The organism is Cyanobium sp. NIVA-CYA 375 (assembly GCF_056108345.1).
Window position 1 is genome coordinate 64,717 of sequence record NZ_JBSYHW010000005.1, and the last position, 18,397, is coordinate 83,113.

The window sequence follows — 18,397 nt, forward strand, 5'->3', positions numbered from 1 at the left end:
TGGACCTCACAGGAAGGGCGGTGAATACATCAGGCCGCCTTGGCGCCATTGCTGATTCATACCTCGCTCCAGCTTGAGGGGTGAACCCGTTCCCACATTGCGCTCGAACACCTCGCCGTAGTTACCCACAGCCTTGACGATCCGAACCACGAAATCGGCAGGCAGGCCAAGCTGCTTGCCAAGGTCGCCCTCAACTCCAAAAAAGCGACGAAGCTGGGCGAGGTTTTTGTTTGCCTTGGCCTCTGCCACCTTTGCATCGATGTTGGCGGCAGTGATGCCCAATTCCTCGGCCTGGATAAGGCTGTAGACCACCCAGCGCACGGCATCGGCCCAGGCCGGATCGGCGTTGATGGTGGCGGGGTTGAGGGGCTCCTTGCTCAACATATCGGGGAGCAGGAGGTGCTCGGCGGGGTTGGGGAAGCCGGTTCGCTTGGCGGCCAGCTGGGAGCGATCAGAGGTGACCGCCACGCAACGACCCTGCAGATAGGCCGCAAAGGTCTGATCCCCAGACTGGAATTTCAGCGGCGTGTAGGTGGCATTGAGCTCCCGCATCCGGTCGGCCAGGTTGAGCTCTGTGGAGGTTCCGGTCTCCACACAGATCGGCTTACCGGCGACTTCTTTGAGGGATTTGATACCGCTGCTGGCGGGCACCATCACGGCCTGGCCGTCAAAGAAGGTGGTGGGGGCAAAGGCGAGCGCATTGCCGCCAGGAGCATCGCGGCTGAGGGTCATGGTGGTGTTGCGGGAAAGCAGGTCAACTTCACCGCTGCCCAGGGCTGCAAAGCGCTCGGTGGAGCTGAGGTCTCGGAAGGTCAGCTTGGCGGGATCCGATAAAATTGCCGCCGCTGTTGCCTTACAAATATCTACGTCCAGGCCGCTATAGCTGCCGTCAGCTCCCACAAAACTGAAACCCGGCAGCTTGCCGTCCACACCACAGATCAAGCTGCCCCGGGCCTTAATGGCAGCCATTTTCTGGCTTTGAACTCCACCTCCGTCACCTGCACAACCAGTCAGAAGCAAGGCCCCCAAAAGTGATCCGGCAGAAAAGGCCTTTCTAAGCAGGGCCATAAGAAGATTTGACTTGCGGGACTATGACATCGAATTTACTGGTCATTCGGTCAGCAAATTTGAGGCCGGCTCAAAAGCTCATGCAAAGCGATCCCGGCGCCAGCGCAGGGTTTGCCATACGAGAAATACAAACACCAGCGGCAGGATGGCTACAAGGGCCACAAACCTGAACTCATCAACTGCTGATGTGACCGTATTCGTCAGCACCTGCTCCAGCAGATACAAGCCGTAGAGACCTACCAAGATCCCCCCTTCGAGGCGGCTGATCACGCCATGGGTCCAGAAAATCGGCAAGCAAGCCAGGGTTGTGAGCACCATGACTGGAAAATCACGGCTCACCATCACCGGATCAACCGCCAGGCCCTGGCCACCGGAAGCTAAGCCGCAAACCCCAAGTATCAACAACTGGTTGAGCAGGTTGCTTCCTACCACGTTACCGATTGCCAGGTCTGCCTTGCCGCGGTAAGCAGCCACAAGTGATGTAACCAATTCCGGCATCGAGGTTCCCGCAGACACGATCGTGAGGCCAATGACTGTTTGGCTGACGCCCAAGCCCACGGCCGCTGCGGTGGCCCCCTTCACAAGAATTTGTGATCCCACTACGAGCAGCACAAGCCCGGCCGCCAATTTGGCCACGGCTACCGGCGGTGTGGCCCGATCGTTTTCGTCAATATCCTCTGCCTCATCAGGATTCTCACCGGCAGTACGCATCTCCCAGACGATGTTGATCACCAAGCCGACCAGCAAGGCCAGCCCGGCCTGCCAGGTGAGCCGGCCGCCGGAGGCCATGCCCCACACCGCCACCGACACACCAAGCAGTAAAGGAACGTCACGGCGTACCAGTCGGCTCTTGACCCGCAGCGGCACCACTAGGGCACTGAGACCAAGCACCACCAACACGTTGAAAATATTGCTACCAACGATGTTGCTGACGGCAATATCGTCGCCGCCTTGAATCGTGGAGATCAAGCTCACGAATAGCTCTGGCGCGCTGGTGCCGAGAGACACCACCGTTAGCCCGATCACGATTTGGGGTATGCCAAACAACAGGGCCACAGCCGTGGACCCACCCACAAACAGCTCGCCGCCACCGAACAGCAGCAGGATGCCAACGATGATTTCGATGGCGCTGGGCAAAAGGGGCATCTGTTAAGGGCTGCCAAAGAATCGATATTGGGATTCTGTACGGTCGCCCGCCGACAGGGGTTAACCCCGAGCGATGGGCCTACGCTTTACTTAAATTTTGGGCAGACATTCCCAGTGATTGATCCGGACGCCACAATCGCCTCAGCTGCATCGGGCCAGTCTGACGAGCTCGAAAGTCTCTTTACCTTTCTGGGCCAGATTCAGCAGGATGGTTCCCTGCGCGACCTGCTCAACGAAGTAATCACCGCTCCAGATGTGGTGTCCATAGCTGCAGATAAAGGCTTCAGCTTCCAGACATCCACATTGCTGGGCCTGTTCGAGCGCTGCAATGAAGCAGCTGTTGCGCGCCAGGGGCTGATGGACGAAAAGTTGATTCGCGTATTTCTGCAGCGGCAGCGCCTGCAGGCCCCATGACGGCAGCCAAGCTCCAGCAGCAGAACTTGTAAGTGAAGCTGTATGTGCCCGGGGGTGAGCATCAAGAACTGCTGTTCAACACCTCAGACACCCCTTGAGATGGGGTCAGCAACTTTGCGGCCCTACTTAGCGCTGGCCGAGCAACTCCTCCCAAGTAAGCGGTTGGGAGGTGGGACGCCCTTGGGGACGGGAGTGAAGCGGGCAGCTGGGGTAGCTGACGCGGCTGGAGCGGGAAGTGGTCATGGAAACAAAAAACATGGAAAATTGAATCGATATGGATCCCGCACCGAAGGATTGCCATTTCCCTGGAGGGAATTCACAAGGAGCGATCGCTAAGCAGAACAATCAAACTGGACTGAGCTGACTTGGCCGACAGATCTGAGTTGGCAGATTGGTCGGCAATCCCCAGGAAGCACAGGGGATGCATGGTGCTGGTTCTGGCGTGCGCGGACTCTTAAGCCTGCCGGCTTCTGCCAGACCCAACAACCATACCCCAAAAGCAGGGACCTTCCAGCCAGGAAATTTAAATGGTGAGTTTGAGCAACAAATAAGCAAAAAGCCAATGGGGGCAGGGGGACTTGAACCCCCACAACGTCGCCGTCTGCGGATTTTAAGTCCGCTGCGTCTACCAATTCCGCCATGCCCCCGGCTCGAGCATCCTAAATTGCCTTGAACACGAAGGTCTGCTGTGCAGCTTCCCGGGTTTCTCCAATCCGTTTCGCCAGACCTGCTTCTGGTGCTCGTGGCGTACGCCCTGATCGGGGGTGCCTATCTGGTGGCGGTGCCCCTACTGCTTTACGCCTGGATGATCAAGCGTTGGACGGTGATGGGCAAGCTCGAGCGCTTAGGGGTTTACGGATTGGTGTTTCTGTTTTTCCCTGGCCTGATTTTGTTTGCTCCCTTCATCAACCTGCGCATGGCGGGCCAGGGCAACGTGCTCTCATGACCAACGGTCGGGCCCTGCTGCTGGCTTTAGGGGTATTTGGCTTGGGGGGCGGTGGTTATGGGCTTTTTAAGGCCGGGGGCTTTGAGGGCTTTTCTGCTGGTATAGCCGCCTCTGCCCTGCTGATGGTGCTGGTGCTCGCCTGGACGGGCAGCTACCTATTTCGGGTGGTCACAGGCAAAATGACTTTTATCCAGCAGCGGCGCCAATACCGCGAGGCCTACGACGCCTTCACCACTGAAGCTCTGCAGCGCAAGTTTGACGCCCTTAGCCCTGAAGAGCAGGAGCGACTACTACGCGAAACGGGCCAGCTGCCAGAAGCTCCCCAGGGCGAGGCATAGGCTCACTGGCCGAAGCCCCTCTCGCTGCTGTGTCTGCCGCCCCTACCCAAATCCAGCAGCGTTTTAGCTCCCTACGCCAACGGGGGCGATGTGCCCTGATGCCGTTTTTGATGGCGGGCGATCCGGATCTGGCCCACACCCGCGCAACTCTGCTGGCCCTGCAGGCCAATGGCGCCGATCTGGTAGAGCTCGGCATTCCCTACAGCGACCCCCTCGCCGACGGGCCGGTGATCCAGGCCGCTGCCAGTCGAGCCCTGAAGGCTCGCACCACCCCAGCCGGGGTGCTGGAGATGCTCAGCTCCCTCAAGGGTGAACTGACCATGCCCGTGGTGCTGTTCACCTACAGCAACCCCTTGCTAAACCGCGGCATGGAGGCCTTCTGTGCCGCCGCCGCCGCCGCCGGTGCCGCCGGCTTGGTGGTGCCCGACCTACCCCTTGAAGAGGCCGAGAAACTCTCAGCAATCGCAGCAGCTGCTGGCCTCGATTTGGTGCTGCTGGTGGCCCCCACCACTCCAGCCGAGCGCATGGGGAGAATCCATCAGGCCAGCCGCGGCTTTACTTATCTGGTGAGCGTCACCGGCGTAACCGGGGTGCGCGCAAACCTTGAGTCCCGGGTGGGCGATCTGGTGGGCCAGCTCAAGACCCTGGGAGATACGCCAATCGCCGTGGGCTTTGGCATTTCCAGCCCTGAGCAAGCACGCCAGGTGCGCGATTGGGGCGCTGATGGAGCAATTGTGGGCAGTGCCCTAGTAAAAATGATGGCGGCCGCCCACGGCCCGCAGGACAGCGTTGCCGCCGCGGCCGGACGCTTCTGCGCCGAGTTGCGCGCGGGCCTCGACGCTTAAGCCCAAATCAGTCTGCAGCGATTTCCCCGCATGCTGTTTTCCCCCGCCTGCGAGCGCAACAAAGGGCCGATCCTGGCTGTTCTTAAAGAGTGGCTGCCGGCCCAGGCCCTGGTGCTGGAGATCGGCTCAGGCAGTGGCCAGCACGCAGCTTTCTTCTGCCAGCAGATCGCAGGCCTCACCTGGCAGACCAGTGAACGCCAAGAGAGCCTCATGGATCTGCAGGCCCAGTTGGAGGCCCTGAGCCCCACGCTGCCACCCGCCATCGCCCTGGATGTCACGGACGCTGGGCAGTGGCCACGCCAGGGCTTCGATGCTGTTTTCAGCGCCAACACCTGCCACATCATGTCGGCAACGGTCATACCGCATTTACTAGCCGGAGCCTCGCGGGTGTTGCGGCCGAGCGGGCTGCTACTGCTCTACGGCCCCTTCCACGACGGCGGTGTACACACTGCCGCCAGCAACGCCGCCTTCGACCAGCACCTGCGCAGCCTCGATCCAGCCATGGGGGTGCGTGATGCCAGTGAGCTGGTGCAGCAAGCCCAAAACCTCGGCCTCGAGCGTCTAGCCGATCTGCCCCTGCCAGCCAACAATCGAATGCTGGTGCTAGAGCGTCGATGAGCGAGGCAGTCCATTTATTCGGCGCGGTGGCTTCGGCCTACGCCCGCCACCGAATCACCTACCCCACTGCCTTCTTCGAGCTCTTCCTGGGCCAGCTGGTCAGCAACCCCCTGGTGTGGGACTGCGGCTGCGGCAGCGGCCAGGCCGCAATCGACCTAGACACCGCCGGTGCCCGGGTGATTGCCACAGACGCCAGTGCAGCCCAGCTCGCAGCCGCCCGCCCCCACCCCCAGATCAGCTACCAGCTCGCTGAGGCATGCAGCAGTGGCCTGGACAGCGCCAGCGTCGACGGGGTGCTGGTGGCGGCCGCAGTGCACTGGTTTGCCGGCGATGCTTTCAACACCGAAATGCGGCGGGTGTGCAAATCGGGGGCTGTGGTGGCCTGGATTGGCTATCTGCCGTTGCGCTTGGCGGATCCACGGCTCCAGTCATCACTAGATGAGTTCCACAGCGTCACCCTGGGCCCCTGGTGGCCCGCCGAGCGCCGCTGGGTGGAGCAGAGCTACGCCGGTTTGGCCTTCCCAGCTGAGGAGTGGCCGTTTCCTACGGGGCTGTGGATCGAACGCCACTGGACCCTGACCGAACTGATCGCCCATATCGGCACCTGGTCGGCGGTGCAGCGCAGCCGAGAGGCCGGCAGCGATCCAGTCCCCAACCTTCTGGCTGAGCTGGAGTCCCTATGGCCCGAGCTGGGTCAAGCCGCGTTGTTGGTGCGCTGGCCCTTCATGGGTCGCTGGGGCCAGCTGTAGCCAGCAGGCAGCGCAGGCCGCTGAAAAGCCGATCAAGGGCCTCAGCCAGATCCGCAGCGTCGAGCAGGCCGTAGCTGAGCCGCAACACAGGCCCTGCGTCGCTGGAATCCAGCCCGAAGCTGCCGCCGCTCAGGGTCGCCACCCGGTGCTCGAGCACCAGCCGCCGCATCAGCGTGTCCGCAGCGAAGGGCAACGGTGCTGCAACTTGCAGCAGGGCGTAGAAGGCCCCATCGGGCTGGGCCAGCAAGCACACCGGCATGCCCTGGGCCTGCTGCGCTGCCACGGCAGCCAGCAGCTGCAGGCGCAGCTCCGCTAGGGCTGCGATCCGGGGTGCGCACCAGGCCGGCCCGGCAGCTAGAGCGGCCCGGGCGGCGTGCTGGGTGAGTCGGGGCGGACAGATCAGCACCGTGTCCTGCACCTTCAGCAATGCGGGCAGCAGCGCCTGAGGTACGGCCATGTAGCCCAACCGCCAGCCGGCCAGGCCATAGGCCTTAGACAGCGAATGCAGCGACACAGTGTGGTCGGCGCTGCCGGGCAGGGAACCGGCGCTCCAGTGGGGCACCTCGCCGTAAACGAATTGCTCGTAGGCCTCATCGCTGATGTGAAACAGGCCGTGCAACGCACAGAGCTGGTTGATCGCCGCCAATACCTGGGCCGGAATCACCACGCCGCTGGGGTTATTTGGCGACACGGTGACGATGGCCCGGGTGCGCGGGGTGATTGCCGCCGCCAGCCGCTCGGGATCGGGTATCAGGCCGGCCTGCACAGGTACCGGCACCGCACCGGCCAGCTGCACCGCCATCACGTGGTTGAAATAAAAGGGCACAGGCAGGATGACCTCGCTGGGTTCCCCGGGGGGACCCGCTGCGATCACTTGAGCCACCGCGTTGAAAGCCATATTGCTGCCGGCTGTGACCAGCAGCTCAGCCCCTGTGAGATCGAGGTCGTTTTGGTTGGTGAGCTTGGCGGTGATCACCGCCAGCAGCTCTGGATCACCCTGGAGTAGCCCATAACGGTGCAGGGCTGGCCCCCGGTGACTAGGGCCTCGGCCACGGCGAGAGCTACGCCCGGTGGCGGATCCCAGCCCACCATGCCCTGGGCCAGCGACAGGGTGCCTGGGGTCTGGTGCACCAGGGCAGCCAGCTCAGGAAGGATTGGGCTGAGCACCTTCGCCAACCGCTGGCTTGGGCCAGGTAGCGGGTAAGCGGCATCGCTCACAACCCTAAAAATCAAGGGTTGTATTTGGCCGTCGACTGCTTGACGCAGATGGTCTTGGCCTGATCCAAGCTCTGGCCTTTGCCGTAGCCATCGGCAATGCAGCCACAGGTCTCAGCGACCATGCCAGCAGGGGGGGTCTTGCCTGCCTTCTTGAAGTCATCCTGCATGGCGCTGGAGCATTTGCCGACGATGATCTGCCTCACCATGTTGGCGTGGGCAGGAGCCGCAAATAAGGCGGCACCAGCAAGGAGGAGACAGGAACGCAACACGAGAATTAGGAAGGTTGTAACCCCTTTTCCTAACACCATTGGGCGGCAGCCAAAAGCCTATAAACCCGTAATGTCAGGTCCCGATCACTCCCATCACCATGCGCTTCGTGCTCTGGGGCACCTACTGCGATGACGCCCTCGAAAAGCGCAGCCCCTATCGAGACGAACATTTGGCAGGACTGCAGGGTCTTAAGGACGCCGGCACTCTGATCACCCTGGGCCCCACAGAAGGCAGCACCCACGTGTTCGGTATCTACGAGGCGGGCAGCAAGGAGCAGGTTGAAGCCCTTGTCAAGGCAGATGTTTACTGGCGCAATGGCATCTGGACTGAGGTGCAGGTGTATGCCTGGATCCAGGCCTTCTGAAGCAAGTTCAACCCTTGGGCCAATCCAGCTGGGCCTGCTGCCACACGTAGGCGGCCACCGCCTCTGCCCCCCCATCCCCAAGCACGGCTGCATAACCAGACATCTGGCCCTGGCCCGCGGCGGCTATTGCGGCGATCCGCTCTGGAGCATCGACGCCATTGCGCTCCAGGGCCGCCAGGTGCAAGTTTTTGCCGCGGCGAATGATGTTGCCGCCATTGACGTGGCAGCCAGCGCAATGGTTGGTAAACAGCTCTGCCCCATCCGCCGCAGGGGCAGCCCAGGCCGGCTCTACGCTGATCACCAGCGCCGCCATCACCACGGCTAACAACGCCAATCTAACCAACCCCAATCCCCGCAACAGCTTCTGCAGCACCTTGGCAATCCTGCTATTGATGATTCCAGTGTGCGCCTGCAGGCGCTAAACAGGGAGGACCGCTGCCACCAGACCCTGGCAAGCCACTCGCCACTCGTCACCCTGCTGCACAGCGCCGACTGGCAGATCGGCAAGCCCTATGGGCGAGTAAGCGATCCAGACAAACGCGCCCTGCTGCGCCAGGTGCGTCTCCAGGCAATTGGCAGAATTGCAAGCCACGCCGCAGCCACAGAGGCCGACTTGGTGGTGGTTGCCGGCGATTTATTCGACTCACCCACGCCCGGGGCCGCAGATGTCAGCGCCGTGTGTGCCGCCATCGGGGCGATCCCGTGTCCGGTGCTTGTGATCCCCGGCAACCACGACCACGGTGCCCCAGGCAGCGTGTGGCATACGCCCTATTTCCAGGCAGAGCAGGGCCGCCGCGCCGCCAACCTGCAGGTGTTGCTGCAGGCCACACCCATCGAACTGGAGACCGTGGTGGTGCTGCCCTGCCCACTACTGCGTCGCACTGATGCAAGCGATCCCTGCGCCTGGCTCAACGGCCTCAACTGGGCTGCGCTGCCAGAGGCCAAGCCCCGGCTGGTGCTCGCCCATGGCTCGGTTCACGGCTTTGGCGCCACCGACCTCGATGCCGCTGGCGAGACAGACGATGACAACCCCGGCGATGCCAGCAACCGTCTGCGGCTGGAAGGTGCCTGGTTGGAGCAGGTGGACTATGTGGCTCTGGGCGACTGGCACGGCCTAAAACGGGTATCCGAAAAGGTTTGGTATAGCGGCACCCCGGAGGCAGATCGCTTTCCCCGCAGCACCGATTACCGCTGCGGCCAGGTGTTGCAGGTGCAGCTTGGGCGGGGCGTGCTGCCCCAGGTGACCCCCTTAGTCACCGGAGCCCTGGGCTGGCATCCCCTGCGCATTCAGCTGCAGCAAGACAGCGACCTGGAGCGGCTCGAGGTTCAGCTAGACACCCTGCTCGGCGGGCGCATCGGCAGCGACCTGCTGCTGCTGGAGGTAGGCGGCAGCCTCAGCCTGGCTGGCCATCGCCGCTACGCGGAACTGTTGGAGCGCCTGGATGCCCAGCTGTTGCGCCTGAAGCTGCGGGGTCGCTGTGAAGCGGCGCCCGGAGATGCCGAACTAGCCGAGCTCACCCAGCGCCCCGGCGATCCCCTGGTTGCCCGGGTTGCCCAAGAGCTGCATCGCTGCCTGGAGACCCCTGGCGACGCCGACCCCACGGTGGTAGGTCTAGCCCTCAGCGAGCTGCACCAGACCGTGGCCCAGTTGCAGGGCTAAATATGCGCCTGCTGCACGCCACCCTGCGCCAGGTGCGCTTGCACCAGCAGCTCGAGCTTCAGTTTGATCCCCGCTTCACCCTGCTGGGCGGACCCAATGAGGCGGGCAAAAGCACGGTGGTGGAGGCCCTGCACAAGGTGCTGTTCCTGAAGGCCAGTGCCACGGGCCGGGCGGTAGACGAAATGCGCTCACGACTGCATAGCGGCCTACCGGAGGTGGAGCTGGGTTTTGAGGCGGCCGGCGCCCGCTGGGAGCTACGCAAACGCTTTTCCGGAGCAAGTGGCACCTGCCAGCTCAGCAGCGATGCTGGTCTGGCCCTGCGGGGGGCGGCGGCGGAGGAGCAGCTAGCCCGTCTACTGGGGGTGGATGGGCCAATCGAGGGCAGGCGCCACAGTCAGTTGCCGTTGCGTTGGGCCCACCTTTGGGTCCGCCAGGGGGAGGCCGGTACCAACCTGCTGGGCAGCCCCAGCGAGGCCTACGACGTTGAACAGCTCGTACAGCAACTACAGCAGCGGGGCGCCGCGGCCGCAGCCCTGGAATCGCCCCTCGACCGCCTGGTGAGCGATCAGCTGCAGACACGACTGAATCAGCATTTTACGGCCACCGGCAAGGTGAAGGCCGGTTCCCCCCTGGCCGAAGCCCACCAGCGCTGCTCAGCCGCCCGCTTGGACCTGGAGCAGGCCCAGTCCCTACAAGCTGAGCTAGAAGCGGCCATGGAAGAGCTGCACCAAATAGGTGAACGGTTGCAGTTGATCGAAGCCCAGGAGAGACCGCAACTGCAGCGAGCTCTCCAACTGGAGGCCCAAATTCAGCTGCGACGAGCCCAGGTCGAGCCCCTGCGCCAGCAACTGAGCAATCTTGAGCAGTCTCAGGCGCAGTTGCAAGCGGTGCAGCAGCAGCTGAGCGAACTAGGGGCCAAGCAGCGGCAGTGGCAGCTGCAACGCACCAGCAGGCAACAGCTGTTCCGCAAATTGGAAGCCAATTGCCAAGGCTCAGACCAGGTCTGCCAGGAGCTGGCAACCCAGCAGCAGCGCCTGGTGGAGCGTCTCGAACTAGCCCAGCAACTACTTGATTTAGCCAACCTCGAGCGGGAGGGTCAGCAGCTCCTAGAGCATCGACAACAGTTCCAGCGACTACAGCTCCAAGCGGAGCAGTGCAAGCAGAGCCTTGCCCAGCTGGCTCCGATCGATGCCGCCGCGGTGAAGGCCCTGCGGCAGGCCGAACAGCAATGGGCCCAGGCCGAAGCCCGCAGCCAGGCCATGGCCACTGCACTTTATTTAATCCAAGCAGATCAGCCCGTAAGCCTCGCCGGCCAGCGGCTATCCCCGGGAGAAACGGTTCAGCTCAATGGCAGCGCCGAGCTGGCGGTGGGCCTAGGGGTGCGGCTGCGCATCAGCCCAGGGGGCGGTGAGGCGACCGCCCAGGCAGCGGCTGCCCTGCAACACAGCGTTGAGGCCCTGTGCGAGCTGCAGAGCGCCATTGGCGTGGCCAGTAGCGAAGCGGCAGAAGCGATTGCCCAGCAGCGCCAGGCCCTGGAGCTCGAGCTGGCCAACCTGCGCCAAGCGGCCAGTGCCATCCCCTGGAGTCGCCTTGAAGAGCAGATAGCCGCCTTCGCCCCCAGGCGTCAGCGCCTGCTCAGCCGGCTGGAGCGCCATCAACAACAGCGCCAGGCACTGGCCGAAAGCGGCGAACTGCCCCAGGAGCGCGAGGACCTGGAGGCCTGGATCGAGCAACTCCGACAACAAACCAACGAGCTCAGCCACAGGCAACAGCAGGCTGAGGCCGAGCGCACAAGCCAGCGGCAGCAGCTTGAGGAGCAGCGCCAAGCCAACCAGTTAGTGGAGCGAGATCTTGAGCAACTCACCGGCTCGCTTAACACCTTGGCGGCACGCCAACTAGCTCTGCAAGCCAGCCACGGCGACATGCCGCAACTAATTGAAGCGGTGAACAGCAGCCGCCAGGCCCTGCGCCTCCAAGAGGCGGAGTTGACCAACCTGGATAACGAATTGCTTGGCAAGCTGCCAGCTGGCGGCGCCATGGAGCAGCGCCTACGTTTGCTCGATGCCGAAAAAGACGCCCTACTCACCAGCCGGGGCCAAAATGAGCAACGCTGTCTGACTCTTAGCTCGGATGATCCAGCGGCATTGGTGGAACATCGCCAGGCGGCTTGGGAGGCGGCGCTGGCAGATCTAGAGGCGCTGGAGCGCCAAACCCAGGCATTGCAGATGTTGCAAACGCTGTTTCACCAGACCCGCCAGGATTTCTCCCTGCGCTACAGCGAACCGCTGGAGCAGGCCATTGGGCCCTACCTCCAGTACCTGCAAAACGGCAGGCAGCAAGCAAGCCTGGACTTTGACCCCAAAAATGGTTTTGGCAATTTCGAACTTCAGCAGGGTCAGCACCGCTTTGGCTTCGAGCAGCTGAGCGGAGGCATGCGTGAACAATTAGCCGCCGCTCTACGCCTGGCCCTGGCGGAGGTGCTCCAACCGGCTTACGCCAATTGCCTGCCACTGATATTCGACGACGCCTTTACCAACAGCGATCAGCAGCGCCTCCAGGGGCTGCAGCAGATGCTGCGCCGCGGCGTGCACAACGGCCTGCAATTGATTCTGCTGTCCTGCAAGCCAGATGATTATCAGGCGCTGGCTTCTGAGCTTGGCAGCATTATCGCCCTGGCTGGCCCCTGACCACAGCACCAGTGAGCAAGCAGCCATGAAAAACCCCGGACTAGCCGGGGTTAACAATCAAAATAAGCTTAAGCAGCGTCGAATGGGGACGCCAATATCACTCTTCGTCTTCGTCAGTGGCACCAGCGGGAATCAGGCGGATCTGCTTGCGGCCAAGCTTGATCTCAAACTCATCGCCGGGCCTGAGATCAAGCAGAGCTGTGTAGGCCTTGCCGATCAGCAGGTTGCCGTTGCCCTGCACGGTAGCGATGTAGCTGAGTTTGCGTCCACCCTTACCAACTTTGCCAGCGCCGCCAAGCTCAACGCCCTTGGCTTCCAGCAAAGCCTCATAAAAGGCGGTGAAGTTAAGGCGCTCGCCGCCATCCTTCTTATTGGAGACATAGCCGCAGGCCCGGACGATCTCCGATTTACCCACATCGCCAAGCTCTTTGACTTTGGCAAGCAGTTCCGATCCAGTGAGCATCGATTTAGGGGATTAAGGGGTGAAATGGCGGGGCATAAGAGGTTTGCCCCTGGGAATTACATTCAGAATTTACACCATTAACTGCAGCTGCCAAGCTTTACCAGGCAAATCAAAGCCTCAAGATTCAGTCCATTTCGATGCTGGCTAGCAGCGGTGATAGAAAGCAGGCTGAGCCCAGCAACGGGATGAAAAACCTACGGATGCTGCATCCTGGCGATCTAGATCAAGTAGCAGCGGTTTATCATGACGCTGTGATCAGCCAGGCCGAAGGCCTTTACAGCAACGCCCAGATTGCTGCATGGGCCAACCATGCCCACAGAAGCAATGCTGTTCGCGAAGCCCTGCACAGGGGCTACGGCCTAGCCAGCTGCGCAGCCAACGACCCAGGCCTGATTGAAGCTTTTGGGGTACTGGATCCGTTGCAACGGCTATCCCTTCTCTATTGCCGCGGACGCTCCTCTCGGCAAGGACGCGGCCGCCTAATCCTGCAGTCTCTCGAGATCCACGCCTGGAAGCAGGGTTGCCGCCACTTGCACACCGAGGCGAGCCAGTTGTCAAAACCGCTTTTGCTCCATCTCGGCTGGCAGATCGATACCGAAGAGAAGGTGATCTTTGCCGGAGAGTCCTTCGAGCGATGGCGGATGATCAAAGAGCTGAACCAACCGCAGGAAATGGGCCGCAATGGCTGAAGCCCAACTGCAGCAATTTCTAGAAAAGGTGCGCCAGCTGAATGCCTTTGTGGCCCTCAGCGAAGCTGAGCCGTCTCTACGTCAGGCCCTACGGGACTGCAGCGATCACCATGCGGTGGTGGCCCTGGCCCAGAGCCGGGGCTTTGAAATCGGCCGGCGCTGGGGTGAAACCGAGCCTCCCCGCCAAGCTGAAGCAAAGCTCCTGGCTACGCCCTGCCCTGCACCAGGGCAGGAAATCAGCGTCGTGTTGCTAAGTCAAGCTGGCTGGCGGCTTGAGCGGATCCACTCCTGTCAGGCCGCTAGCCCTCCGGGTTTTTGGTATGACCAAGAAGAACACGAGTGGGTGACCCTGCTCCAGGGCAGCGCCCTGCTTGAGCTAGACGGTGAGACGGGGCCCCTGGAACTCTGCCGGGGCGACAGCCTGCTGTTTCCGGCCCACCGGAGGCACCGGCTCCTGGCTACGGATCCTGCTCCGGGGACCGTATGGCTGGCCCTGTTCTGGCGGGAGGTTGGCGGATATTGACGCTACGAACTAGCCAGAAAGCTCCTGCTAGAGCGAGCACGGCGATGCCAAGACCGCCAAGCAGCGCGGGCTTATTTTCGGCCCCTGGGGGCAGCACGATCACCTTCCGCGCCACGGCGGTCATGGCGGTAAGCAACACCAACTCGATCTGCACCACATGGCGGCGCAGGTAGGAGGTGACGTTCTGAAGCACCTCCACGGCAATTAAAAGTGTCAGTAAGTCACCTAACACTGAATTCATCTTGCTGCCGAGCCAGGGGGTATCGGGCTGCAGAAACGCCGTGGTCACAACGATCATCAACTGCACGGTGCCAGCCACAAGCACCACCAGCAGCACGATGCCGAGCAGCTTGGCCAGGGTTTGCTCGCTGCGATCAATCAGCTGGAGATAGGCAGCGTCTTGCCAGAGCCGGCGCAGATTTCTCATCACAACCGCCAATTAATTCTTGAACTGCTCATAGATAGGTCGGGCCTGGGTATCGCTGGGGGAGTTTTCCAGCTGAGTGTCACAAGTAATTGATCCATCCGCCCCCGTGACGCAATTTTTGGGCTTCACCTTTGTGGATGGCCCCACGGAACTGCCCGGACCAACCAGGAAACTTTCGACCTGAGCCAGAGCTGGGGCGGTGCCAAGCAGGCTCGCCGTAGCGATCAAGGTGCTGGCAGCGAGGATTGTCCAGGAGACGCCGGCGTGCTGCATTGATGGGATTGCTGTTGTGAATCCACTTTGAACGGCAATGCTCAGGTTTGCTGCCCTTGGCGAATTTCCTGCAACAGCAGATCTAGCTGGCCAAGCGAATCTTCCAGGCCCGGCAGGCCTGCGCCATCGCTCTGGCCAGCCCCATCCTCGTTTTGCCATAGCTCTTCAACCCCGCAAAGCTGCTGGGCGAGGCCAGACAAACCCTCGCGGCTATGGGTGCCTTGCAGCACCTCAAGCAGGACGGGCATCCGAATCGAAGCTGCTTGCAGGGCGCGCCTGAGATCGGCCTGGGTGCGTCCGGTATGGCGCAGCCAGTCTTTGAGAAAGCTCTGCAGATCCTCGAGCTCTTCGCCAGTGAAGGAGGCCATCACCATCAGCGATTCAGGGGGAACCAGTTGTCCAGTCTGCGCTGGGCCCGCAACTGCACGGCCGGGGTGCGATGGCGGTTGCATAAACCAAGCAGCGCGGTGACGGCCACAAGATCGTCGCTGAAGCCAGCCGCTGGAATGAAGTCTGGGATTAGGTCGAGGGGAACCAGTAAATAAGTAAGTGCTGCCAGCACGGTGAGTTTGGCTGGCGCGGGCGTCTGGGGATCAAGCAACAGCTCCAGACACTCAAGGGCTGGGCGGGCCAGGGTGCGGCCTGCCCGGCGCAACAACTTGAGCAACACCGCCTCATCTACCTCGGTGCTCTCCAGCACTTGGGCATCTACGACGGTTGCGTCCATTGCGGGAGCATCTGCGGCAATCGGGTCCACAAACTGGGTCACGGGCAGCAAGGCAGCCAACCTGCTCATTCAAGGAGCAAGCGACAGCTAATCGGCCTCCACCAAGCCGCTATCGATGCCGGTTTTCCGCAGTTTGCCCAGCTCACGGCGATGCTGAGTAGTTCGCAGCCCAGCAAATCATCCACTTCCAGCTGGGGCCTCCTGGGGCAGGCAGATGCAACAGCAACATCTGGCCAAGCAAAAACGGACTCACCGAAAAGCTTGCGACTTTCAAAATAGCTGCTGATTCCAGCTCACTTTTGAGCAAGCAGCCGGCCAGCTGATCCGCCGGTTACGGTTGCCAGCAACTGCCTACTACAAATGCCTGGCTTGGCTGCCATCCCCCCTGAAGTGCTCTCCCGCGCTGGGGTGGCCTACGTGCACTACGTGAGCTTCATGCTCTGTTTTGGCGCCTTGGTGCTGGAGCGGCGCTTGATCAAGCCAAATCCAAACAAGGCAGATGCCACCTTGATGGTGATCACCGATGTGGTGTACGGCCTGGCAGCCCTTGCCCTGCTGGTGAGCGGGATTCTGCGGGTTCTGTACTTCGGCCAGGGAAGTGAGTTTTATACGGAGAACCCCCTGTTCTGGTGGAAGGTTGGGCTCTATCTAGGGGTGGGCGGCCTGTCCCTTTATCCCACCATCACCTACATCCTCTGGGCTATCCCGCTGCGCAAGGGCGAGCTGCCCCAAGTGAGCGAGGCTCTAGCCACCCGTCTGGGCTGGATTCTCAATATTGAGTTGGTGGGCTTTGCCCTGGTGCCCCTGCTAGCCACCTTGATGGCCCGCGGCGTCGGCCTGCCTGCCTGATGCTGCGCAGGTTAAGCCGGCGATTAAGCCGAGCGAGCCTGCCGGTTTGCGGCCTGGTGCTTGCTCTGGGTCTTTCCCCCGCCAGGGGCTTGGCCGCAGAAGCCGCTGCTGGTGATTACCGCCAGCGGCTGGTGCCCACACCCCACGGCTGGCCCAAGCGTCAAAGTTGGTGCGTGTGGATCGAGCCCACCGCAGCGTCCGGGCCTGCCGCCCGCTGGGATCAGCTTTGGCTGCAAGCCGTAGAGGCGGCACTGGCAAGTTGGGCTGAATTAGTCACGATTCAGCGCAGCGAAAGCAGGGAATCGGCCCAAGTACAGATTTTGAGGCGCCGGCCACCTCTGCAGCGGGGCCGGGCCAGCCATGGCCGCGCCGAGCTAGCTCTGGCGACGAACAAGCCCGGCGACCCGCCAAAAATCGAGCCGCGGGTACTGGTGAGCATCAGCCCTGAGCAGCGACCGGAGGCAATCCAGGCCACGGCCCTGCACGAGCTCGGCCACGCCTTCGGGATGTGGGGGCACAGTGATCAGCCCCAAGACGCCATGGCGGCCGTGCCTGGAGCGACCCCAGTGCTGCAGCTCACGGCCCGGGATCGGGCCACTTTTATGTGGCTGCAACAGCAGCCCGGCCTACCAGGCAATGAGCCAACTGCAGCCGGGGGCCAGGCCGGCTGCCATTAATTGCGCGATGTTGCGCATTGTCAAGTTGTCTGATAATCCAACGAATCTTTTAAAGAGCGCTTGAAAAAACTTATACGTTGCTCGCCTTGAGGATTTTTCACCCCTGTGCCCTTGCCCGTTCTGGCCACCAAGCCACTCACCAACAGCGCTCGCGTCAGCAGCTTTCTGGCCGCCGGTGAGGAAAGCCCCCGCCAGAGCGACACCACTTGCCTGGTACGGGATCCGGCAGCCACCGATGCCCTGATTGAGCAGGCCTACCGTCAGATTTACTTTCACGCCTTCAAAGTGGACCGTGATGCGGTGCTGGAATCCCAGCTGCGCTCCGGTCAGATCAACACCCGCGACTTCATCCGCCAACTCCTGCTCTCCGAGAAGTTTCAGAGGGATTTTTATCGCTGCAATAGCAATTACAGGGTGGTGGAACAGGTGGTGGGTCGGGTATTTGGCCGGCCGGTGCATGGCCAAGCCGAACAGATCGCCTGGTCGATCGTGATCGCCGAGCAGGGTCTGCCCAAGTTTGTTGACGCGCTACTGAATTCCGACGAATACCGCGACAACTTCGGCGACAACCTGGTGCCTTTTCAGCGCTCGCGGGTGCTTCCCGGCCAGGCGGTAGGCACCATGCCCTTCAACCAGCAAGCGCCTCGCTACGACTCCTACTGGCGTGAGGCGATGGCCAGGCGCGCTCCCGCTGGCGGATATCCCTGGACGGCGGGCGGCGGCTGGCCGCGCCCAGCCTGGCTGGAAGGGCAGCCCACGCCAAGGGTTCAAGCTATTTGGCAGTACACCGTGGCAACTGGGGGCTTTGTGCTCACCGGCCTGGTGATCTGGATTGCTGCGGCCATGCTCAGCACAGGCTGAGGCGGCTCTCAGTCCCGCCGCGGCGCGCCGCGGCGGGCGGCCAGCACCTGCTGCACCTGGCGCCAACTGACGCCGTGGTGAGCAAGCGCCACCTGCAAGTGGAAAACGATGTCGGCGGCTTCGCCTGCGATCTCCTCGCTGTTGTCGTCCTTGCAAGCCATCACGAATTCGGCGCTCTCCTCTCCGATCTTCTTGAGGATGCGGTTGTCGCCCCCCTCAAACAATTTGTTGGTATAGCTGCCGGGCTCGGGAAGGTCGCGGCGCCCTTCGATCACCCGCATCAGTTCGGTGCAGACATCTGCCGGCGGCTGATTGGCCGATGGCCCCCCGGCCGTGGGCTCGGGACCGTTGTCGTAGAAGCAGCTGCGGGCACCGGTGTGGCAAGCCACATCGCCGCTCTGCTCAATGCTGAGCAGCAGCACGTCGGCGTCGCAGTCGTAGCGCAGGCCCTTGAGCTGCTGGATATGGCCGCTGGTGGCCCCCTTGTGCCAAAGCTCCTGGCGAGAGCGGCTCCAATAGTGCACCTCGCCGCTGGCGAGGGTGCGCTCGATCGCCTGCTGGTTCATCCAGGCCACCATCAACACG

Annotated in this window: 25 protein-coding genes and 1 tRNA gene; 14 read left to right on the forward strand and 12 right to left on the reverse strand. The window is 62.1% G+C overall.

Translation table 11 applies throughout. The annotated features are described in order from the left end of the window. Positions 1–6: 6 nt before the first annotated feature. Positions 7–969 (reverse strand): amino acid ABC transporter substrate-binding protein, encoded by a 963-nt coding sequence (locus AC01FP_RS02820; RefSeq protein ID WP_474477922.1) that lies wholly within the window; start codon positions 967–969, stop codon positions 7–9. Positions 970–1,146: 177 nt separating this feature from the next. Further along, positions 1,147–2,214: a calcium/sodium antiporter gene (locus AC01FP_RS02825; RefSeq protein ID WP_474477925.1), complete on the reverse strand. Its 1,068-nt coding sequence runs from the start codon at positions 2,212–2,214 to the stop codon at positions 1,147–1,149. A gap of 114 nt (positions 2,215–2,328) precedes the next feature. Between AC01FP_RS02825 and AC01FP_RS02830 the strand changes: the two genes are divergently transcribed. Continuing rightward, positions 2,329–2,628 carry a Nif11-like leader peptide family natural product precursor gene (locus AC01FP_RS02830; protein ID WP_474477927.1) on the forward strand — a complete coding sequence of 100 codons (300 nt, stop codon included), beginning with the start codon at positions 2,329–2,331 and terminating at the stop codon, positions 2,626–2,628. A 563-nt stretch (positions 2,629–3,191) separates the two neighbouring features. Here AC01FP_RS02830 and AC01FP_RS02835 read toward each other — a convergent pair. Further along, positions 3,192–3,275, reverse strand: a tRNA-Leu gene (locus AC01FP_RS02835). A 41-nt stretch (positions 3,276–3,316) separates the two neighbouring features. Here AC01FP_RS02835 and AC01FP_RS02840 point away from each other — a divergent pair. Genes AC01FP_RS02840 through AC01FP_RS02860 form a run of 5 tightly spaced genes read left to right on the forward strand, consistent with a single transcriptional unit; the run spans position 3,317 to position 6,124 of the window. Further along, the gene (locus AC01FP_RS02840) at positions 3,317–3,574 is read left to right on the forward strand and encodes an NAD(P)H-quinone oxidoreductase subunit L (RefSeq protein WP_474477930.1); all 258 of its coding nucleotides are present in this window, start codon (positions 3,317–3,319) and stop codon (positions 3,572–3,574) included. Continuing rightward, a complete protein-coding gene (locus AC01FP_RS02845) occupies positions 3,571–3,912 on the forward strand; it encodes a DUF3007 family protein (RefSeq protein ID WP_474477933.1) in 342 nt (113 codons plus the stop codon). The genes AC01FP_RS02840 and AC01FP_RS02845 overlap by 4 nt, the downstream gene beginning before the upstream one ends. 29 nt (positions 3,913–3,941) lie before the next feature. After that, positions 3,942–4,757, forward strand: a complete 816-nt coding sequence (gene trpA, locus AC01FP_RS02850; protein ID WP_474477935.1) for a tryptophan synthase subunit alpha — start codon at positions 3,942–3,944, stop codon at positions 4,755–4,757. Positions 4,758–4,787: 30 nt separating this feature from the next. Further along, a complete protein-coding gene (locus AC01FP_RS02855; RefSeq protein ID WP_474477938.1) occupies positions 4,788–5,375 on the forward strand; it encodes a DUF938 domain-containing protein in 588 nt (195 codons plus the stop codon). Then, positions 5,372–6,124 carry a methyltransferase domain-containing protein gene (locus AC01FP_RS02860; protein ID WP_474477941.1) on the forward strand — a complete coding sequence of 251 codons (753 nt, stop codon included), beginning with the start codon at positions 5,372–5,374 and terminating at the stop codon, positions 6,122–6,124. Before AC01FP_RS02855 ends, AC01FP_RS02860 begins: the two co-directional genes overlap by 4 nt. Here the strand turns inward: AC01FP_RS02860 and AC01FP_RS02865 are convergent. From AC01FP_RS02865 to AC01FP_RS02875, 3 genes are read right to left on the reverse strand one after another with little or no spacing between them, the layout of a single operon-like run. After that, on the reverse strand, positions 6,099–7,100 hold the full coding sequence (locus AC01FP_RS02865; protein WP_474477943.1) for an aminotransferase class I/II-fold pyridoxal phosphate-dependent enzyme: 1,002 nt from the start codon (positions 7,098–7,100) through the stop codon (positions 6,099–6,101). The genes AC01FP_RS02860 and AC01FP_RS02865 overlap by 26 nt on opposite strands. After that, complete coding sequence (locus AC01FP_RS02870) at positions 7,097–7,357, reverse strand: hypothetical protein (RefSeq protein ID WP_474477946.1); 261 nt, start codon at positions 7,355–7,357, stop codon at positions 7,097–7,099. Before AC01FP_RS02870 ends, AC01FP_RS02865 begins: the two co-directional genes overlap by 4 nt. After that, a complete protein-coding gene (locus AC01FP_RS02875) occupies positions 7,354–7,608 on the reverse strand; it encodes a hypothetical protein (RefSeq protein ID WP_474477949.1) in 255 nt (84 codons plus the stop codon). The genes AC01FP_RS02870 and AC01FP_RS02875 overlap by 4 nt, the downstream gene beginning before the upstream one ends. 101 nt (positions 7,609–7,709) lie before the next feature. On the opposite strand from AC01FP_RS02875, the gene AC01FP_RS02880 reads away from it, so the two are divergent. Continuing rightward, positions 7,710–7,976, forward strand: coding sequence for a YciI family protein (locus tag AC01FP_RS02880; protein ID WP_474477952.1), 267 nt, complete (start codon positions 7,710–7,712; stop codon positions 7,974–7,976). 7 nt (positions 7,977–7,983) lie between these two features. On the opposite strand, the gene AC01FP_RS02885 is transcribed toward AC01FP_RS02880, so the two are convergent. Continuing rightward, the gene (locus AC01FP_RS02885) at positions 7,984–8,289 is read right to left on the reverse strand and encodes a c-type cytochrome (protein ID WP_474477989.1); all 306 of its coding nucleotides are present in this window, start codon (positions 8,287–8,289) and stop codon (positions 7,984–7,986) included. A 90-nt stretch (positions 8,290–8,379) separates the two neighbouring features. Between AC01FP_RS02885 and AC01FP_RS02890 the strand changes: the two genes are divergently transcribed. After that, entirely contained in the window at positions 8,380–9,636 is a 1,257-nt protein-coding gene (locus AC01FP_RS02890) for a metallophosphoesterase family protein (RefSeq protein ID WP_474477954.1), read from the forward strand. Between the two features lie 2 nt (positions 9,637–9,638). After that, entirely contained in the window at positions 9,639–12,323 is a 2,685-nt protein-coding gene (locus tag AC01FP_RS02895) for an AAA family ATPase (protein ID WP_474477957.1), read from the forward strand. A 97-nt stretch (positions 12,324–12,420) separates the two neighbouring features. Here the strand turns inward: AC01FP_RS02895 and AC01FP_RS02900 are convergent, their stop codons facing one another. Continuing rightward, the gene (locus AC01FP_RS02900; RefSeq protein WP_474477959.1) at positions 12,421–12,786 is read right to left on the reverse strand and encodes an AbrB family transcriptional regulator; all 366 of its coding nucleotides are present in this window, start codon (positions 12,784–12,786) and stop codon (positions 12,421–12,423) included. A gap of 185 nt (positions 12,787–12,971) precedes the next feature. Between AC01FP_RS02900 and AC01FP_RS02905 the strand changes: the two genes are divergently transcribed. After that, positions 12,972–13,475 carry a GNAT family protein gene (locus AC01FP_RS02905; RefSeq protein ID WP_474477962.1) on the forward strand — a complete coding sequence of 168 codons (504 nt, stop codon included), beginning with the start codon at positions 12,972–12,974 and terminating at the stop codon, positions 13,473–13,475. Further along, positions 13,468–13,998 (forward strand): Nif11 domain/cupin domain-containing protein, encoded by a 531-nt coding sequence (locus AC01FP_RS02910; RefSeq protein WP_474477965.1) that lies wholly within the window; start codon positions 13,468–13,470, stop codon positions 13,996–13,998. The genes AC01FP_RS02905 and AC01FP_RS02910 overlap by 8 nt, the downstream gene beginning before the upstream one ends. Here the strand turns inward: AC01FP_RS02910 and AC01FP_RS02915 are convergent. From AC01FP_RS02915 to AC01FP_RS02925, 3 genes are all read right to left on the reverse strand, one after another. Beyond that, complete coding sequence (locus AC01FP_RS02915; RefSeq protein ID WP_474477968.1) at positions 13,934–14,425, reverse strand: phosphate-starvation-inducible PsiE family protein; 492 nt, start codon at positions 14,423–14,425, stop codon at positions 13,934–13,936. The genes AC01FP_RS02910 and AC01FP_RS02915 overlap by 65 nt on opposite strands. Before the next feature lie 314 nt (positions 14,426–14,739). After that, complete coding sequence (locus tag AC01FP_RS02920) at positions 14,740–15,066, reverse strand: hypothetical protein (protein ID WP_474477971.1); 327 nt, start codon at positions 15,064–15,066, stop codon at positions 14,740–14,742. A 5-nt stretch (positions 15,067–15,071) separates the two neighbouring features. Then, entirely contained in the window at positions 15,072–15,425 is a 354-nt protein-coding gene (locus AC01FP_RS02925; protein WP_474477992.1) for a YkvA family protein, read from the reverse strand. Between the two features lie 369 nt (positions 15,426–15,794). On the opposite strand from AC01FP_RS02925, the gene AC01FP_RS02930 reads away from it, so the two are divergent. From AC01FP_RS02930 to AC01FP_RS02940, 3 genes are all read left to right on the forward strand, one after another. Then, positions 15,795–16,274, forward strand: coding sequence for a DUF2214 family protein (locus tag AC01FP_RS02930; protein WP_396093408.1), 480 nt, complete (start codon positions 15,795–15,797; stop codon positions 16,272–16,274). Further along, on the forward strand, positions 16,274–16,951 hold the full coding sequence (locus AC01FP_RS02935) for a peptidase (RefSeq protein ID WP_474477974.1): 678 nt from the start codon (positions 16,274–16,276) through the stop codon (positions 16,949–16,951). Before AC01FP_RS02930 ends, AC01FP_RS02935 begins: the two co-directional genes overlap by 1 nt. Before the next feature lie 105 nt (positions 16,952–17,056). Continuing rightward, positions 17,057–17,812 carry a phycobilisome rod-core linker polypeptide gene (locus AC01FP_RS02940; protein ID WP_474477977.1) on the forward strand — a complete coding sequence of 252 codons (756 nt, stop codon included), beginning with the start codon at positions 17,057–17,059 and terminating at the stop codon, positions 17,810–17,812. An 8-nt stretch (positions 17,813–17,820) separates the two neighbouring features. Here the strand turns inward: AC01FP_RS02940 and hisIE are convergent. Next, on the reverse strand, positions 17,821–18,397 hold a 577-nt coding region (gene hisIE / locus AC01FP_RS02945), incomplete at its 5' end, for a bifunctional phosphoribosyl-AMP cyclohydrolase/phosphoribosyl-ATP diphosphatase HisIE (RefSeq protein ID WP_474477979.1).

Coding starts and splice junctions, on each gene's coding strand:
- AC01FP_RS02820 (WP_474477922.1), bottom strand. CDS start 969: ATGGCTGCCATTAAGGCCCGGGGCAGCTTGATCTGTGGTGTGGACGGC.
- AC01FP_RS02825 (WP_474477925.1), bottom strand. CDS start 2,214: ATGCCCCTTTTGCCCAGCGCCATCGAAATCATCGTTGGCATCCTGCTG.
- AC01FP_RS02845 (WP_474477933.1), top strand. CDS start 3,571: ATGACCAACGGTCGGGCCCTGCTGCTGGCTTTAGGGGTATTTGGCTTG.
- AC01FP_RS02855 (WP_474477938.1), top strand. CDS start 4,788: ATGCTGTTTTCCCCCGCCTGCGAGCGCAACAAAGGGCCGATCCTGGCT.
- AC01FP_RS02860 (WP_474477941.1), top strand. CDS start 5,372: ATGAGCGAGGCAGTCCATTTATTCGGCGCGGTGGCTTCGGCCTACGCC.
- AC01FP_RS02880 (WP_474477952.1), top strand. CDS start 7,710: ATGCGCTTCGTGCTCTGGGGCACCTACTGCGATGACGCCCTCGAAAAG.
- AC01FP_RS02885 (WP_474477989.1), bottom strand. CDS start 8,289: ATGGCGGCGCTGGTGATCAGCGTAGAGCCGGCCTGGGCTGCCCCTGCG.
- AC01FP_RS02895 (WP_474477957.1), top strand. CDS start 9,639: ATGCGCCTGCTGCACGCCACCCTGCGCCAGGTGCGCTTGCACCAGCAG.
- AC01FP_RS02900 (WP_474477959.1), bottom strand. CDS start 12,786: ATGCTCACTGGATCGGAACTGCTTGCCAAAGTCAAAGAGCTTGGCGAT.
- AC01FP_RS02905 (WP_474477962.1), top strand. CDS start 12,972: ATGAAAAACCTACGGATGCTGCATCCTGGCGATCTAGATCAAGTAGCA.
- AC01FP_RS02910 (WP_474477965.1), top strand. CDS start 13,468: ATGGCTGAAGCCCAACTGCAGCAATTTCTAGAAAAGGTGCGCCAGCTG.
- AC01FP_RS02915 (WP_474477968.1), bottom strand. CDS start 14,425: ATGAGAAATCTGCGCCGGCTCTGGCAAGACGCTGCCTATCTCCAGCTG.
- AC01FP_RS02920 (WP_474477971.1), bottom strand. CDS start 15,066: ATGGCCTCCTTCACTGGCGAAGAGCTCGAGGATCTGCAGAGCTTTCTC.
- AC01FP_RS02925 (WP_474477992.1), bottom strand. CDS start 15,425: ATGGACGCAACCGTCGTAGATGCCCAAGTGCTGGAGAGCACCGAGGTA.
- AC01FP_RS02935 (WP_474477974.1), top strand. CDS start 16,274: ATGCTGCGCAGGTTAAGCCGGCGATTAAGCCGAGCGAGCCTGCCGGTT.